The 16,457-nt window shown below is 58.5% G+C and carries 11 protein-coding genes (1 of these 11 only partly in view); 10 read left to right on the top strand and 1 reads right to left on the bottom strand.

The features are described 5' to 3' along the window. The first annotated feature begins 34 nt into the window (after positions 1 to 34). The 9 genes from ACPV0M_RS05780 to ACPV0M_RS05740 all read left to right on the top strand — a co-directional run bounded on the left by ACPV0M_RS05780 (position 35) and on the right by ACPV0M_RS05740 (position 13,137). Positions 35 to 766, top strand: a complete 732-nt coding sequence (locus tag ACPV0M_RS05780; RefSeq protein WP_425622001.1) for a group II intron maturase-specific domain-containing protein — start codon at positions 35 to 37, stop codon at positions 764 to 766. A gap of 171 nt (positions 767 to 937) precedes the next feature. After that, a complete protein-coding gene (gene pheS, locus ACPV0M_RS05775) occupies positions 938 to 1,960 on the top strand; it encodes a phenylalanine--tRNA ligase subunit alpha (protein ID WP_425622000.1) in 1,023 nt (340 codons plus the stop codon). A gap of 204 nt (positions 1,961 to 2,164) precedes the next feature. Beyond that, entirely contained in the window at positions 2,165 to 4,570 is a 2,406-nt protein-coding gene (pheT, locus tag ACPV0M_RS05770) for a phenylalanine--tRNA ligase subunit beta (protein WP_425621999.1), read from the top strand. 30 nt (positions 4,571 to 4,600) lie between these two features. Then, positions 4,601 to 4,858 (top strand): cell division protein ZapA, encoded by a 258-nt coding sequence (locus tag ACPV0M_RS05765; RefSeq protein ID WP_425621998.1) that lies wholly within the window; start codon positions 4,601 to 4,603, stop codon positions 4,856 to 4,858. Between the two features lie 30 nt (positions 4,859 to 4,888). Further along, positions 4,889 to 5,848, top strand: a complete 960-nt coding sequence (locus tag ACPV0M_RS05760) for an NGG1p interacting factor NIF3 (protein ID WP_425621997.1) — start codon at positions 4,889 to 4,891, stop codon at positions 5,846 to 5,848. Between the two features lie 118 nt (positions 5,849 to 5,966). Continuing rightward, positions 5,967 to 8,429 (top strand): DUF3656 domain-containing U32 family peptidase, encoded by a 2,463-nt coding sequence (locus tag ACPV0M_RS05755; protein ID WP_425621996.1) that lies wholly within the window; start codon positions 5,967 to 5,969, stop codon positions 8,427 to 8,429. After that, entirely contained in the window at positions 8,430 to 10,787 is a 2,358-nt protein-coding gene (locus ACPV0M_RS05750; protein ID WP_425621995.1) for an endonuclease MutS2, read from the top strand. 413 nt (positions 10,788 to 11,200) lie between these two features. Then, the gene (locus ACPV0M_RS05745; RefSeq protein WP_425621994.1) at positions 11,201 to 11,974 is read left to right on the top strand and encodes an ABC transporter ATP-binding protein; all 774 of its coding nucleotides are present in this window, start codon (positions 11,201 to 11,203) and stop codon (positions 11,972 to 11,974) included. Further along, entirely contained in the window at positions 11,971 to 13,137 is a 1,167-nt protein-coding gene (locus ACPV0M_RS05740) for a SufB/SufD family protein (RefSeq protein WP_425621993.1), read from the top strand. Before ACPV0M_RS05745 ends, ACPV0M_RS05740 begins: the two co-directional genes overlap by 4 nt. Before the next feature lie 100 nt (positions 13,138 to 13,237). Here ACPV0M_RS05740 and ACPV0M_RS05735 read toward each other — a convergent pair whose 3' ends face one another. Continuing rightward, the gene (locus ACPV0M_RS05735; protein ID WP_425621992.1) at positions 13,238 to 15,553 is read right to left on the bottom strand and encodes a transglycosylase domain-containing protein; all 2,316 of its coding nucleotides are present in this window, start codon (positions 15,551 to 15,553) and stop codon (positions 13,238 to 13,240) included. Between the two features lie 233 nt (positions 15,554 to 15,786). Between ACPV0M_RS05735 and tyrS the strand changes: the two genes are divergently transcribed. Continuing rightward, a protein-coding gene (gene tyrS / locus ACPV0M_RS05730) for a tyrosine--tRNA ligase (RefSeq protein WP_425621991.1) crosses the window boundary here: on the top strand, positions 15,787 to 16,457 show its 5' portion. Its footprint extends 550 nt past the window's final position; the window shows 671 of its 1,221 coding nt (coding positions 1-671); its start codon is at positions 15,787 to 15,789; its stop codon lies beyond the right edge, outside the window.

The following is a 16,457-nucleotide window of genomic DNA, read 5'->3' as shown; positions in this document are numbered from 1 at the left end:
GAAGCTGATCGAGAAATTTCTCAAGGCAGGCGTAATGAGGGACGGAGTTTGGGAAACCAAGGAGATCGGCAGCCCGCAAGGGGGAGTCATCTCCCCGCTGCTGTCCAACATCTACCTTGATCACTTCGACCAGGCAATGAAGGACAGGGGCATTCGCATCGTCCGCTACGCTGACGATATCCTGATACTCGCTCGCACAAGGCAGGAAGCCTGGCGTTACCAGCAGATTGCAACCGCCATCCTCGAAGGGGAATTAAAGCTGGTCGTCAACCGGGCGAAAACACACTTAACCGACGTCCACAAGGGTGTAGCCTTCCTTGGCTTCATCATCTGGCCCAAGAGGGTCTCCATTCATCCCAAGAGGATCGAGAAATTCAAGGCGCGGATCAGAGAACTGACGCCGCGAAACCACGGGATGAATGTTGAGGCGATGGTTGAGAAACTAAATCCGGTCTTGCGTGGGTGGGCCAACTACTTCAGATTGGCCGACTGTAAAACGGTATTCGGTCAACTGATGGCGTGGATCAGGCGGAGATTACGGATGAAGCAGATGCGGGAATGGAAGGGCTGGAAACCGCTGCACAAGGCCTTGCGTAGGCGGGGCTATAAAGGCGAGTTCCAGAAAATCTCGATGTTCAGATGGCGGAACTCGGCCAGCCCGCTGATTAATATGGCCTTGCCGAACAGTTGGTTTGACGAGCTTGGATTGACCAACCTGAATTCGTATGAGGTCGGCCTTTTGTCTGCTTCAACGAGAAGTAGCTAGGTTTATCCAGGAGCCGTATACGAGGCCCGTACGTACGGTTCTGTGAGAGGGCTAACGCCGCAGTTGATCACCGCGGCGTTACTCTACTCGATTTTGTTAAAAGGGCCTGTGCAAAGGAATTTTTAGGGTTAAACTAGAAATGTAACAGAAAAAGGGGGGATTTGACAGTTTATGCTGGATAAGTTGCAGGCTATTGCCCGCGAGGCCGAACAGCTGCTAGGTCAAGCCGGGGATCTGCAAACCCTGGAAGAGTTAAGGATCAGGTTTCTGGGCAAGAAGGGTGTCCTGACCCAGGTTCTCCGGGGAATGGGGGGGCTCTCTGCGGAAGAAAGACCGAAGGTGGGCAAGGTAGCCAACGAAGTGAAGGCGCGCATCGCGGCGGCCCTTGAGGCCAGGGCCGCCGCGCTTAAAGAGAGCCACCGCGCCGCGCGCCTTGCTGCGGAAACGATAGATATCACTCTTCCCGCGACGGCTTTAGAAGCGGGTACGATTCATCCCCTCTCTTCAACGCGCAAGGAGATCGAGGATATTTTTCTGGGCTTGGGGTTCAGTATCGTTGAGGGTCCGGAAGTCGAACTGGATTACTACAACTTCGAGGCGCTGAATTTTCCGAAGGACCATCCGGCACGGGATATGCAGGATACGTTCGTTATCAGCGAGGAATTGCTTTTGCGCACCCATACCTCGCCGGTTCAGGTGAGGACTTTTGAGCGCACCGCTCCTGAGGTTCCCGTCAAGATCATCGCTCCCGGCCGGGTATACCGCAGGGACGATGACGCCACCCATTCGCCGATGTTCCACCAGGTTGAGGGGTTCCTGGTCGATACCAACGTTACACTGAGCAATCTGAAGGCCGTTCTGGGCACTTTCGTCCGCAAGATGTTCAGCCCCGGCACGCGGATGCGGTTTCGCCCGAGCTTTTTCCCGTTCACCGAGCCCAGCGCCGAAGTAGACATTTCCTGCGTCAACTGCGGGGGCGGCGGGTGCCGGGTCTGCTCATATACCGGGTGGCTGGAGATTCTTGGAGCGGGGATGATCCACCCGCGGGTTCTGGAGGTCTCCGGCTACGATTCCGAAAAGGTTACGGGTTTTGCTTTCGGCATGGGCATCGAGCGCGTGGCCATGCTGAAATACGGGGTTAACGACCTGCGTTTGTTCTTCGACAACGACCTGCGTTTTCTTAGACAGTTTTAACCGGCGCAGGACGTTCAGCAATGGTTGAAATGTATACACACAGGGTTTAGTCAGAACTATGTTTGGCATCCGGTTTTTGAATCAGTGGTTATCTAGATGCCGAATGCCGAGCGCCGATTGCCATAGAAAATGGAATTCCCGAACGGGAATTCTTACGAGTCCTACTACCTACAGCTTACTACTTGAACGGGAGGAGGACCCGGAGTGCGGGTTTCCTATAACTGGCTGAAAGAATTTGTCGATATTGCCGCTTCCCCGCAGGAACTGGCGGAAACGCTGACGGCGGCCGGGATCGCCGTTGAAACTGTGGAGGAACGGGGCAAGAACATATCGAGAGTATACACCGGACTAATCAAGAGCGTCGCGCCTCACCCCAACGCCGACCGCCTGGCGGTTTGCCAGGTGGACTGCGGCAGGGGCGAGGACCTCCAGATCGTAACCGGGGCTACGAATATCCGTGCCGGTCAGATTGTGCCGGTTGCGCTCGAGGGCGCCCGCTTGGCAGGCGGGATGGTCATTAAGAGGGCCAAGTTCCGGGGCCTGGAATCACGGGGAATGCTCTGCGCCGCGGATGAACTGGGTGTCGGGGAAGACCACGAAGGCATCCTGATCCTGCCTCCCGACACGCCTGTCGGCCGGGACGTCAAAACGCTGTTCGGCCTGGAAGACGCCATCCTGGAACTCGACCTGACCCCCAACCGCGGCGACTGTCTTTCGGTTTACGGCGTAGCGCGCGAGGTCGCCGCCGTTTACAACCTGCCGCTGCGACGGCCGCAACCGCAGCTGAACTTTGCCGGAACGGACATCACCCGGCAGGTGAGCGTAATCGTCGAGGAGCCGGAACTGTGCCGACGGTACGTGGCCAGAATGGTTACAGGCATCAAAATAGGCCAATCCCCTCTCTGGATGCAGAACCGTCTGTACACCGCCGGGATGAGGCCGATCAACGCCATCGTCGACGTCACGAACTACGTGATGCTGGAGTTGGGCCAGCCGCAACACGCCTTTGACGCGGCGTCGGTGGCGGACGGCCGGATTATTGTGCGGCGCGCCGGGGCGGGTGAGAGACTGGTTACTCTCGACAACGCCGAGCGCGAACTGGACCGCGAAATGCTGCTGATCGCCGACCCTGAGAAGGCCATCGGCATAGCCGGCGTGATGGGCGGCCTGAACAGTGAGGTTACAGACAGGACGACGACGATTGTTCTCGAATCGGCCTACTTCGACCCGGCAAGCGTCAGGAGGACGGCACGTAAGCTGAACCTGCGCTCGGAAGCCTCGTCACGGTTTGAAAGGAGCATTGACATCAGCGGCTGCGCGCTGGCCGCGGACCGCGCGGTTGAGTTGATGGTTTCCATCGGGGCGGGCGTGGCCGCGCCGGGAATCATTGATGTCTATCCCCATCCCCCGGCGCCCAAGACGATTATCGTGCGCCCGGCCAGGGTCAATGCCATCCTGGGTATCAAAGTCCCGACAGAAGAAATAAAGAGGATTCTCAGCGGCCTGGATTTTAACCCCCAAGGGGACGAAAAAGGTTTGGCGGTAACCGTCCCCGCCCACCGTTCCGATATCGGACGGGAGATCGACCTGGTCGAAGAGGTGGCACGGCTGCACGGTTATGACCGGATACCGGAAACCCTGCCTTACGGGGATACCACCTACGGCTTCAGGACGGCGGAGCAGGAAGCCGTGGAAAGATTAAGGATGCTGCTGGCGGGCCTGGGGTTGAGCGAGGTGGTGACTTACAGTTTCGTTGACCGCGGGGTGTTCGACCGCATCCGGCTTCCGCTGGACAGCGAACTCCGCCGGACCATCGACATCGCCAATCCGTTAAGCGACGATCAAGCGGTCATGCGCACGCTGTTGTTCCCGGGACTGGTGCAGCTTCTCGCGCGCAACTTTCAGAGAAGGAATACCGACGCGGCGCTGTTTGAAATGGCCACGGTCTTCCGCGTTCAGGACGACTCTCCGCTTCCGGCCGAACAGCCGGTCCTTGCGGTGGCGGCCGCCGGCCAGTCACGGCGCGGCTGGAACAAGAAGGGTTATGAGTATGACTTCTTCTTCCTGAAGGGCGTCCTGGAACAGGCCGGGAAGGTCTTGAACCTGGGAGAACTGACTTTTAAACGCCTGGTCGACCATCCGTCTTTTCACCCGGGCCGGTCAGCCGCGGTCTACGCCGGCCAAAGGCTCCTGGGCGTGGCGGGGGAGCTTCACCCGGATGTTCTGGAAGCTTACGATCTGCAAGCTCGCGCCGTCGCCTGCGAGTTTGACCTGGCCGCAGCGCTTAATCTGAAACAAAGGACCGCGGCGCAGATCGAAGACCTTCCCAGGTATCCCGGGGTCGACCGCGACCTGGCGGTGGTCCTGCCGGAAACAACCCCCGCCGCTGAGGTGATGGATCTGATCGCCAAAAAAGGCGGTGCCATCCTGCACAAGGTGACGTTGTTTGACGTTTATAAGGGCAAGCAGATCGAATCCGGCTGGCGCAGCTTGGCTTTCTCCCTGGAGTTCCAGGCACCGGACCGGACGCTAACCGACCAGGAAGTAAACAAAAGCATGGAGGATATAAAATCCGCGCTGGCCTCCCTTGGCGGAAAGCTGAGGCAATAGGGCAGCCCGCAGTGAATGGGGGAGTTGGGGTTGTCAACGACCACACGCGTGGAAGTCGAAATCGGCGGCGAGATTTACGTCTTGCGGGGGGATGCTCCTGCGGAACACATCATTAAGGTGGCCAACGAGGTTGACCGCAGAATCCGGGAGCTGATTGACCGAAATCCACGCCTGACATTAATCAAGGCGGCCGTTCTGGCTTCCCTCAACATTGCCGACGAGCTGTGCAAGCTCCAGGAAAGCTACGAGAGCCTGGTGCGGGTAATTGAAACAGAAGGGGTAAAATAGCTAAGAACAGTCGTTTTAAGGAGGCACACAATGAAGCTCGGCGAACTGTACCGGCTTGCGGTGGAAAAGGGTATCGCTCACGATCCGCGGGGCAAAGCAGAGGTCCAGGCCTATCTGGCCCGGGAAAAGGATAAGTTCAACGATATGAAGGCTGACGAAAAGGACTTCTATGACGAGGAAAGGCTGCACAACCCTTACTCGGATACGCGTATCCTTTACGGTGATCCGGAACGGGAGGTGGGAGTCGCCCTGGTCGGTATCGACATGGAGGTCGGCGAGGTGCTGCTGGCGGATCGTCTCCGGGAAAAGGGGCAGACCGTCGATCTGATCGTCGCCCACCATCCCGAGGGCAAGGCGATGGCTGCGCTCTACGACGTAATGCACCTCCAGGAGGATATCCTGGCCGAACTGGGCGTGCCCATCAACGTCGCCGAGGGATTGATGGCGGCAAGGATCAGCGAAGTGAAGAGGGCGCTCCTGCCTTTGAATCACAACAGGGCGGTTGATGCGGCCAGGCTTTTGGATATCCCCTTCATGTGCGTGCATACGGCCGCCGACAACCTCGTCACCGACTACCTGCAGAAGCTTATCGAAGAGAAGAAGCCGCGCACTTTAAAAGACGTCATCAAGTGTCTCAAGGAAATCCCCGAGTTCGCCGAAGCGGCGAAGCAAAACGCCGGGCCGACCATCGTCGTGGGTGCACCCGAACGCAGGGCCGGGAAGATCGTCGTCGACATGACCGGGGGCACCAGCGGTTCGGAGGACGCTTACAGCAAGCTTGTCGATGCCGGAGTAGGAACCCTCGTTGTCATGCACATGACCGAGAAACACCGTAAGGAAGCGGAGAAAAATAATGTCAACGTCATTATCGCCGGCCACATGGCCAGCGACTCCCTTGGTTTAAACCTATTCCTGGATGAGGTTGCGAAATGTGGCGTCAAGATTATTCCCACATCGGGACTGATTAGGGTGGACCGCCGCGACGCCTAGGAGGATTTAAGATACTTGACGATACAAAACCGCTGGTCGGAGGATTAAAGCGATTCTAAGAGCTCACAAACCGGAACTGCTTGCTCCTGCGGGAAGCTGGGAATCCCTGGTTGCCGCCGTGCAAAACGGTGCCGATGCCGTTTATCTCGGCGGCAAGTCTTTCAATGCCCGGCAATCGGCGGAGAACTTCGCCGCCGATGACCTCGTCAGGGTGGTTGACTACGCCCATGTGCGTGGTGTAAAAGTCTACGTTACGGTGAACGTGCTGATAGACGATAACGAACTGGAAGAGGCGGCGGCGTTACTGTACGCGATCAGCGGCGCCGGCGCCGATGGGGTAATCGTCCAGGATCTCGGATTGGCGCGCCTCGCCCGCCGTTTGCTGCCCGACCTCGAGCTGCACGCCAGCACCCAGATGACGGTGCATAACCCGGCTTCGGCAGTCTGCTTGAAGGAGATCGGGTTTTCGAGGATAGTCCTGGCCCGCGAGTTGTCGTTGCCCGAGGTCGCCCACCTGAAGCAGCAAGCCGGGATAGAGGTCGAGGTTTTTGTGCACGGGGCCCTTTGCGTCTGCTATTCGGGGCAATGCCTGATGTCGAGCCTGATCGGCGGGCGCAGCGGGAACCGCGGTCGTTGTGCGCAGCCATGCCGATTGCCCTACGAACTCGTCGGTAACGGGAGTGTGCTGGAGAGCGGGTACCTGTTGAGCACCCGCGACCTTAACCTTTGCCGCCATCTTCCCGCTCTTGTGGAGGCGGGCATCGACGCGTTCAAGATCGAGGGGCGCCTGCGCCGTCCGGAATATGTCGCCGTCGTCGTGGGCATTTACCGGAGGGTCCTGGACCGGGCTCTCGCCGGGGATTTCTATGTTGCGGACGAAGAGCAGCGGGATCTGGCCCAGATCTTTAACCGGCGGTTTTCCACAGGATACTTCTTCGGCCGGCCGGGCCGGGAACTGATGAATTTTACGCAGCCCAACAACCGGGGGCTGCCCGCCGGCCGCATACAGCGTTACGACGCCCGCAAGGGAGAGGCCGAAATCGCCCTTGATACCGAACTCGCGGTGGGCGACGGGATTGACTTCTGGGTTTCGGTCGGCGGCAGGGTATCCACCGAAGTGCAGCGCCTGCGTGTCGCCGGGCGCGAGGTGGAACGGGCGCCTGCCGGATCGGTGGCGGCTGTTCCCGTTGAGGGCAGGATCAAGCCGGGGGACAGGGTCTTCAAGACCTGGGACGCCTCCTTGCTGCGCAGGGCGAGGGAGACCTATGCTTCGCCCAGGGAGATCAGAAAAATTCCCATCCGTGCCTCCCTCCGGGGAGGAGTGGGGCAGCCGCTGCGGTTGCTCTTGGACGACGGGGAGGGGCACACCGTCACCGAGACGGGATCATTTGTCGGAGAAACGGCCCAAAAGAGGCCTTTGACACGGGAAACGGCGGCTGAGCACCTCGGCCGCCTGGGCAACACGCCGTTTGAAATCGCTGTTCTCGAATACCTCGTCGAAAGTCCCGTAATGTACCCGCTGAGTGAGGTCAACGAACTGCGGCGCCGCGCCGTCGAAAGCCTGGCCCAAAAAAGGGCTGCAGACTACAGGCGGAGTCGTATATCGCAAGATAAGTTCGCGCACGATCTGAAGGTTTACCTGAACGTGTCTTGCCGCAAGCAGGGCGGCCGGAAGGATAAGCCGCTTCTGACTGTCGCGGTATCCGACCTCGACTGCGTGTATGCGGCCGTGGATGGCGGAGCGGATGTCGTGTTTTATCCCGGCGAAGGCTTAGGAACCGGGAAGCGCCGCAGGGCCGATGCGGGGAACATATCCGAAGCGTTGGGCATATGCAGGCGCGGGGGCGCCCGCCTTTATCTGTGGGTCCCGCGCATCGTACGGGACGGCGAGTTTACAAAATGGAAAGGCCTCATCAACACCGCTGGTTCGGATGCAGCGGGAATCCTGGCGGGGAACCTGGGCGTGGCGAGAGAATACGTAGAGGGGGGCCTCCCGATTTGGGGGGATTATCACCTCAACGTGTTTAACACGCAAACGATCTGCTTTTTGGCCGAGATGGGTCTGTCATGCGTCACCCTTTCCCCTGAACTGACACTCAACCAGGTGCGCGGCATAGCCGCGTGTTCTCCTTTGCCCGTAGAGGCCTTGGTACAGGGCTCGGTGCCCCTGATGGTCTCCGATTATTGCGTGGTCGGCGCCGTTACCGGCGAGGGTAAAACGGGAGTGCAATGCAAGGCCGCTTGCAAGACGAATACCTTTATGTTAAAAGACAGGTTGGGCGTTCTTTTTCCCGTCGCGGTGGATCCAGCCTGCCGGATGCACATTTTCAACTCGCGGGATTTATCCGCTGTCGACGCCGTCCCGGAGCTCGTCCAGGCCGGGGTTGCGGCGGTACGCATCGACGGCCGTTTGAAATCAGCGGCCTACGTCCTTAAAGCAACGGGAATTTACAGGAAGGTTATCGACGCCTGCGTGCGAAACCCCGACCGTTACCAGGTGCCCGACAAGGTCAGGGCGGACCTGGAAGCGCTGAGCCCCCAGGGTTTCACCAAAGGACATTACTACCGCGGGGTGCTGTAGTTGCTTATCGCCGACGCCAAAACACTGGAGCGTTTAGAATTCGATAAAATCATCGAGCGCCTGGCGCGCCACGCGTATTCCCCTCTCGGGCGGGAAGCCGCCTTGGCGCTCGCCCCTACGTCCGATCTGCCGTCGATTGTCCGGATGCTGGCAGAGACAGGGGAGGCCGTGCTGCTTTTGCGTCTCGACCCCACCGCCGAGTTGGGCGGATGGTACGACGTGCGCGAGTCCCTGGCCAGGGCCGAAAGGGGCGCCGTCCTGGAAGGGGAAGCCCTGTCCCGGATAGGGATGACGCTCGGCGCCGTCCAGCGAATCAAGAAGTTTTTTAAGGAGCGCAGCGAAAGCTATCCCATCCTTTCCCGGGAGGCTTCGTCCCTTGTTTCCTTTCCCGAGATCGAACAGCAGCTCAGGAAAGCGGTCCTGCCGGGGGGAGAGGTTGCGGACGAGGCTACGCCCCGCCTGGCGGACCTGCGGCGGCGCATTCAACAGATGCGCTTTCAGGTTAAGGAATACCTGGAGAAAACCATTCGATCGGCAAGCTATCAGAAGTTTTTGCAGGAGCCCATCGTAACCATCCGCGAAGGACGTTACGTATTACCGGTCAAGCAGGGATACCGCAGCCAGGTCCCGGGCCTGGTCCACGACCAGTCGGCCAGCGGGGCGACGCTGTTTATCGAGCCGATGGCCGTGGTCGAAAAGAACAATGAGATCAGGCGCCTGGAAGCGGCGGAGAAGCAGGAAGTGTTCAAGATCCTGAGCGATTTGACGGCCAAGGTCGGCGAGGTCGTGAACGACATCTGTCTTGACATGGAGATCCTGGGCTTCATAGACCTGGCGATGGCCAAGGGGAGGCTTGCGGGTGAGCTCCAGGCCGTTTCCCCCGAAGTGGGGGAGGGGGCTTTTCTCTCTTTCAGGTCGGCCAGGCACCCCCTGATCAAGGGCCGGGCTGTTCCTATCTCGTGCAGCATCGGCGTGGACTACGACACCTTGGTCCTGACCGGGCCCAACACCGGCGGTAAGACGGTGGCCTTAAAGACCGTCGGGCTGATGGCCCTGATGGCTCAAGCCGGCCTTTTTGTCCCGGCGGAGGAGTGCCGGTTGGGCGTGTTTACCCGGGTGTTCGCCGATATCGGCGACGAACAGAGCATTGAAAACGAGCTGTCGACCTTCTCTTCACATATGCGCAACGTGGTGGAGATCCTGTCGGAGGCCGACGCCGGTTCTTTGGTCCTGATCGACGAGTTGGGGACGGGTACCGACCCCGCGGAGGGTGCAGCCCTGGCCCAGGCTGTTCTCGCTGAGCTGCATGCCCGGCGTTCCAAAACGGTGGCCACCAGCCATTTCGGAGAACTTAAGCATTTTGCGGCGACCCGTCCGCGGATGGAAAACGCCAGCGTGGAATTCGACTTTGAAACGCTGGAGCCTACCTATCGCTTGATCGTTGGCCGACCGGGCCGTTCCAACGCTTTTGAGATTGCGCGGCGACTGGGGCTGCCCGACCGTCTTGTCGAAGCGGCGCGCAGCTATCTTGCCGACGAGCAGCTCAGGGCGGAAGAACTGCTCGGGCAGTTGGAGCGCATGCAGCGCGAGGCCGATATCGCCAGGGAGCAGGCCGTACAGCTTAGGGAGCAGGCGCGAAAGGCGGCGGAGAAACACGAAAGCGAGCTAGCCAACCTGCTGGCAAAAAAGAAGGCGTACCTGGAAAAGGCGGCGGAGGACGCGCAGTGGGCCTTGCGTTCCTTACGCCTGGAGAGCGAGGCCATCATCAGGGAGTTGCGCGAGAAGCTGCGTTCGGACAATGAGCGGGACCGCCAGCTGGCTGCTCAGGAGGCCCGCCGGCGGATCGAAGGGCTGAACGAGATGGTGCCCCAGGTCGAGTACGTACTTCCTGCCGAAGCGCCTCGTTCCGTCAGTGTCGGGGACACGGTTCACCTGCCGCGGTTCGGGCAGTTCGGGCAGGTTGTGGCCGCCGGCAAGGATGGCGAGGCGCAGGTCCAGGTGGGGGCGGTCAAGTTGAGCGTACCGTTGAACGAGATACGTCTGGCGAAAGGCCAACCGCGGCCAAGACAGGAAAACCAGCGCGATGTCGCTCTCGAAAAGGCCCGCGATTTCAGGGCCGAGCTTGACCTGCGGGGGCACCGGGTTGACGAGGCCCTGCTTGAAGTTGAAAAATATCTTGACGACGCGGTTCTTGCCGGCGCTTCGCGGGTGTATCTCATCCACGGAAAAGGGACGGGCGCGCTGCGTTCCGCCGTTCAGCAGCTTCTTAAAGAAAACCGGCACGTTAAGTCCTATCGACTGGGCGACCAGGGTGAGGGCGGCAGCGGCGTAACCGTAGTGGACATTAAAGGGGCATAGAATAGTTGCAAGTCGTAAGTAGTAAGACTCCCCAGCACTCAACTAGGGAAGTTAAGTTGCACGCAGATCTAACCTTTAGCGTCTCGAGGACTGACGGTAGCTCGAATGTAATGGTTCTTCGAGTTGAGTGCCGGGCCGTTCGGAAATTCCCGTTAAAGGATGGAGTTACAGGCTATAAAGCCGGATCAACACGCGGATGCAGAAAGGCAGGTTTTAAGAAGCTGATAGAGAATATCATGACCGGTTCGGTTATGATTGCTCCTGAAGTGTTCGGGAGCTCTTTGTACGTGTCCGGGGAACCTGCACAAAGACGGATGGAAAAACAAGGCTTTCCATATTTTAAGACAGTGGACAGAAACCCGGGTGTTTTCCCGATTCCCTGGTGACGATTTTCAGTTGACGGGGGTGGTTTAATGCTAAAGGTAACTAATCTTACGGTAGCCGTTGATGGAAAGAAGATTCTTGATGGGGTCAACCTGGAAATACTCCCCGGTGAAACCCATATCCTTTTTGGGCCTAACGGGTCCGGGAAATCCACTCTGCTGGGTGCCCTGATGGGTTTCAGCCGCTATAGAGTTGTTGAGGGCAGCATCATCTTCAAGGGGCACGACATTACCAACATGCCTGTGTATGAGAGGGTTCGCCTGGGCCTGGGCCTGTCTTTTCAGCGCCCGCCGACCATTAAGGGGTTGCCGATGAAGGACATGCTCACGATCTGCGCCCACGGCCGGCCGATATCCCCGGAGTTGCCCGCTCAGCTTAAAATGGACGAGTTTATGGAACGCGACGTCAACCTGGGATTTTCCGGCGGGGAAGTCAAGCGTTCCGAACTTCTGCAACTGCTCGTTCAGGACCCCGACCTGGTCCTCATCGACGAGCCGGAGTCGGGAGTCGACCTGGAGAACATCGACCTTCTCGGCAAGACGATCAACCGCCTCCTGCAGCGCGGCGACCTGAACCTGAACGGCAAACCTCCGCGCCAAAAGCGTAGCGAGCGGACCAAGGCCGGGCTGATTATCACGCACACCGGCCATATTCTCAAATACGTGAACGCCGATGTCGGGCACGTCATGTACGAGGGGCACCTGTCCTGCCACGGTAATCCTCTCGAGCTTTTCAGTTGCATTCAAAAACTGGGGTACGGCGAGTGTGTTCGCTGTTCCTTGATTGAGGAAGTGAAGGTATGAAAGAACTGAAGGTACTGCCGAACGCCTTTTCTGATGAGCCCTGCCAGCATGCTTATATTGAAGATCTCGCGAAGCTGGAAGAGAAGGACAGGGAACGCATGCTCGAGAGCGGCGTCGATGTGGACGGCCGGGGGCGTGCCGGAACCTTCGTTCAGATGGACCATTCCGTCGTCCATTGCACCGCCCGTCAGGACGGCCTGGAGATAATGAGCACGAGCCAGGCGCTGGAAAAGTACGATTGGCTAAAGGATTACCGCTGGCGGCTGATCCGTTCCGACCAGGACGAGTTTACCGCCTATGCCAGGGATAAAGCCAGGCACGGTTACTTCATCCGGGCCCTGCCGGGAGTCAAGGCGACTTACCCCTTGCAGGCTTGTCTTTACATTGCCGAGGACAACCTTGCCCAGGCGGTGCACAACATCGTCGTCGTGGAGGAAGGCGCAGAGCTTAACGTGGTTACCGGCTGCGCCAGCGCGCCCGATGTTCGCAGGGGCATGCACATGGGTATTTCGGAATTCTACGTTAAGAAGAACGCCAAGCTCACCTTTACCATGATCCACAACTGGGCGGAGAACATGCACGTGCGTCCCAGGAGCGCGACTTATATCGAGGAAGGCGGCCTTTTCCTCTCCAACTACGTTTGCCTGCACCGCGTCGAAATGCTGCAGATGTATCCGACCGCCTACCTGGCCGGTCCCGGCGCAACGGCACGCTTTAACAGTATCCTGGCGGCTCCTCCCGGGACATACATGGACGTGGGGTCCCGTGTCGTTTTGGAAGCGCCCGAAACCAGGGCGGAATCCATCGCCCGGACCATTACCACCGGCGGCGACATCATCAGCCGGGGCCATCTTATCGGAGCGGCGGAAGGCGTTAAAGCGCACCTGGAATGCCACGGCCTGATCCTCTCTGAAAAGGGCCTCATCCACGCCGTGCCTGAGCTGGAAGCACGGGTCGCCGGGGCCGAGATGTCACACGAGGCTGCAGTGGGGAAGATCGCTCCGGAAGAAATCGAATACCTGATGGCCCGCGGCCTCGATGAGGAGGAGGCGACGGCAACGATCGTCCGGGGCTTCTTGAATGTACACCTTGACGGGCTGCCGCCGGAACTTCAGCGCGAAATCGACAAGGCGATTGAAGCCAGCCAGAAGGCGATGGTTTAACTATGCTGTTGGCTGTTAGATCTTAGAAGTTAGTATCAATACCCAGCGTCCAGTGCCAAACCGGGTGAGGAATTCATTTCCTCACCCGGTTTTAATGCCCCTACCAGTTGTTGTTTTGATTAGGTTTTGGGGTACCGTTGTCGGTATCTTCAGGCCGCAGCGGGGGCCCGACTTCCTCTATTGGCGGAAGAATACCGGACGGCTGGTCACCTGGAGGCAGCGGTTGAAGAACGCTGCCGGGGCCATGGATGTCACACGTTTTGGTCGGCAGCCGTTCAGCGTAGTCCTGGACAATAGGCGGTACCTCGTAGCCGGTTTTGAAGAGGACGCGTGCCACCCGTTCCGGGCAGTATTCGGTGGCTAACAGCCCCGATGCGGGACAGATTTCAGCCAGGACGTGGCTGTTGTCCTCTTCAGTCGGTACCGTTCCCCGGACAAAGAGGTCGGTAACAATGTGTTCCGGCGGCGTGTTGGGTCCCGGAAGGAGCCCTGATTTACTGTCGACCGAGGCAGTCACCAGGTTGCCCGGGCGCTGGAAGTCGCGGATGGGGGTTCCTTTCAGAGCTTGGCTCATAACGTCTTTCCAGATTTGGGCCGTGTAGGTCCCGCCGAAAGATCCCGGAGGCAGGGAGCGCGGCCTGGAGACATTATCGTTGTCATAACCCATCCAAACCGTGCAGACAAGTTCCGGTGTATAACCGCAAAACCAGTTGTTGTCTCGGTCGTCGGTGGTACCGGTCTTGCCGGCCACGGGCCGTGCTCCCAGGGCGGCGCGCTTGCCGGTCCCTGACTGCACTGCCGTGCGCAGCATATCTGTGATCAAGTAGGCTGTTGTCGCTCTCATCACTCTCTCCTTCCGGGGCTGGAACTGATCCAGCACGTTTCCGTGCGCGTCCTTGACAAGAGTGATGGCGGTGGGTTCCACGTAAACGCCCTGGTTGGCGAAAGCGCCATAGGCCCCGGCCATTTGCAGCGGTGTAACCAGCGAGGCGCCAAGGGCCATGGACAAGCCCTCGCGGTCGGGGTTGACCGATGTAATGCCCAATTTACGGGCGAATTCGGCAGCCCGGTAGGCGCCGACCCGGTCGAGCACCTGAACGGCAACCGTGTTGATGGAGAGCGCCACGGCCGTGCGCATTGTCACCATGCCGCGGTATTGCCCGTCGTAATTCTTGGGTTTATAGCCGGGTTTACCGGGGTACTCAATGGGGTAATCGTCGATTACCGTGGCTGGCCCCATACTTGCCAATTCGATGCCGGGACCGTAAGCAATGACGGGCTTGATAGATGAGCCGGGCTGGCGCCCGGGGGGCCGGGTGGCCCGGTTCCAGCCGCGTATCTGTTTATGCTCCCGCCCGCCGACAATAGCCTTGATATAGCCCGTGTGGGGATCAAGGACAACGACGGCTGTCTGCGGCTGGAGAACACCCTTGTGGTCCTTTTCGGTGGCGGGGAAGTTCGAAGGCTTTGCTACGGCAGCCTCGGCAGCCTGCTGGATAGCGGGGTCCAGGGTGGTGTATACCCTCAGGCCTTCTTTAAAAACGCGCGTGTCGCCGTAGCGTTCGACAAGCTGGTCTGTAACGTAATCGATGAAATAGGGGTATGGATACTCCGGCCTGTCTTGATCGGCGCTCTTGCTGAGCTCGATTGGCTTTTCCTTTGCCGCGGCGGCCTCGGTGGCAGTGATATAGCCGTACTTGACCATCAAGTCGAGGACGGTGTTGCGCCTCGCTGTAGCCGCATCCATGTTCTTGTAAGGGGAGTAGGCGCTCGGCGCCTGGGGCAGACCTGCCAGGAGAGCAGCCTCGGGTAGAGTCAGCGCCGAGACCGGTTTGCCAAAGTAAGTCCGGGAGGCCATTTCCACGCCGTAGGCCCCTTCGCCGAAATAAATCTGGTTGAGGTACATTTCAAAAATTTCGTCTTTGGTATAATGGCGCTCGATCTGGATGGCCAGGAAGACTTCTTGAATCTTTCGTTTCAGTTTCTTTTCCGATGACAGGAAGCAGTTTTTGGCCAACTGCTGTGTGATCGTGCTGCCGCCTTGGGTAAGATTGCCATGGCGCAGGTCGGCCACCACGGCGCGCACCACAGCGCGCAGGTCTATGCCATGGTGCTGATAAAACCGGTTGTCTTCGGCGGCGAGGAAGGCCTTTTTAACTACGGCGGGGACGTCCTGGATCTTAACCGGGATACGTTTCTCGAGGCCGATGGCGGTGATTTGCTCCCCGTTTTTGTCGTAAATAAGTGTGGCGTTGCTGGGGGTAAGCGATTCCGGGTCAAACGTCGGGATGTCCCGTAGGCTGTAGACGGTATAACCGAAGGCGAATCCCCCGCCGATAATCATAAAGACTGCTGTCAGCACAATAAGCAACCGGAGGAAATGCAGCTTCCTTTTTTTGCGTTTTCGCTCGATCATATGCTCCTCCCCAGGTTGTGAGGCAACCCAATATAGATGCATTATATCATGGATAAGGTTGTTTCCACCGCTTTTGGGAGCCGTCTTCCTGTAGCCGTTCCCGTCATGCTATATAACTCTTCCGCCGCCTCTAAAATGACTTGGGAAATAATGATATTGACTATTCATGTTGTTCCCTCGGGACAGGCATTGTTATAATGTAGGGAAATTTTGGCCTAATGGAGGAAAAGCAAATGTTGGAACTGGACAAACAGCTGGAAATCATCAAACGCGGAGTTGTCGAAATAATTCCGGAAGAAGAATTGATCGCAAAGCTCCAGCGTTCGGTCAAAACCGGGCGGCCCCTCCGGGTTAAACTCGGCCTGGACCCCACAGCGCCGGACATCCATCTGGGTCACACCGTGGTATTGCAAAAGCTGCGCCAGTTCCAGGATCTCGGGCATGAAATTTACCTGGTCATCGGTGATTTTACCGGACGTGTCGGAGACCCCACGGGAAAGAGCGAGACGCGGCGGCAGCTTACCGAAGAAGAAGTGCAGGCCAACGCCCGGACGTACCAGGAACAGGTCTTCAAGGTCCTGAATCCCGTAAAGACACACATTGTTTTTAACAGTCGTTGGCTGGCCCCCCTGGATTTCGCGGCGGTGATCCGTCTTTCGTCAACTTGCACCGTGGCAAGAATGCTGGAACGTGACGATTTTGAAAAACGGTTCAAAAGCGGGGTACCGATCAGCATTCACGAATTTTTTTACCCGCTGATGCAGGGATACGACTCTGTTGCTCTCCAGGCCGACGTGGAGCTCGGCGGCACGGACCAAAAGTTTAACCTGCTTATGGGACGGACATTACAGAAAGAGTACGGGCAGGAACCCCAGGTGGCCATCACCACCCCGATCCTCGAAGG

Origin of the sequence: Desulfosceptrum tomskiensis, from assembly GCF_049818055.1 — a bacterium.
In the GTDB taxonomy this organism is placed as follows: Bacteria; Bacillota; Desulfotomaculia; order Desulfotomaculales; family JASEER01; genus JBFLVT01.
The sequence above is the reverse complement of the archived record's forward strand: the minus strand, read 5'-3'. Positions and strand labels throughout refer to the sequence as shown.